Here is a 643-nt window from a genome sequence, read left to right on the forward strand (position 1 = left end):
ACCACGAACTACCTCAAGGCTTTTGATACCAATGGTGCTTTTTATATTAACAGGCTTCCGAAAATAGGGGTATACCTGAAAAACGAAGACAGTTTTGATGCAATCTGCTGGAAGGATATCAGACATCACTTTAAGAAAAACGATGCCGCCAGCCTTGAAACAGAAGTGTATCTTGGTAAAAAAGAAAAAATCGGGTCACGGCTTCTGATCGTCCCTGTTCCTGAACAAGTGGCCGCAGGGAGAATACGGAAAGCCAAACAGGGAGGTAACAGAAAAAAGGGGTATGCCATATCTGGCGAATATAAGGCCAAGGCCCACTTCAACCTGTTTATCACAAATGTCCCCGCAAAGGTTCTATCCGCAGAAAAGGTGATCCTGGCATACAGGTTGCGGTGGCAAATAGAAATCTTGTTCAAAACATGGAAGTCGCACCTGAACATCCACAAGTGCAAGCCAATGAAAATAGAAAGGTTTAAATGTCAGCTGATAGGAAACCTGATATGGATACTTATCTCCAATAAACTGTTTCAGATCACGAAATCCGTCATAACCCGGCACGACAATTCAAAGTCCTGTAGCCCGATAAAGTTCTTTAAATTTTCAAAATATATAAAACAAGAACTTAGGGCGGTGGTTCATGTTT

1 protein-coding gene is annotated in these 643 nt (G+C 42.0%); it reads left to right on the forward strand.

What is annotated here, in order from left to right; genetic code table 11:
• The coding region (locus ACRD64_RS25250) for a transposase (RefSeq protein ID WP_430937424.1) at window positions 1–643 on the forward strand (643 nt) is incomplete at both ends.

The organism is Saccharicrinis sp. 156, from assembly GCF_050589685.1.
Classification (GTDB): Bacteria; Bacteroidota; Bacteroidia; order Bacteroidales; family Marinilabiliaceae; genus Saccharicrinis.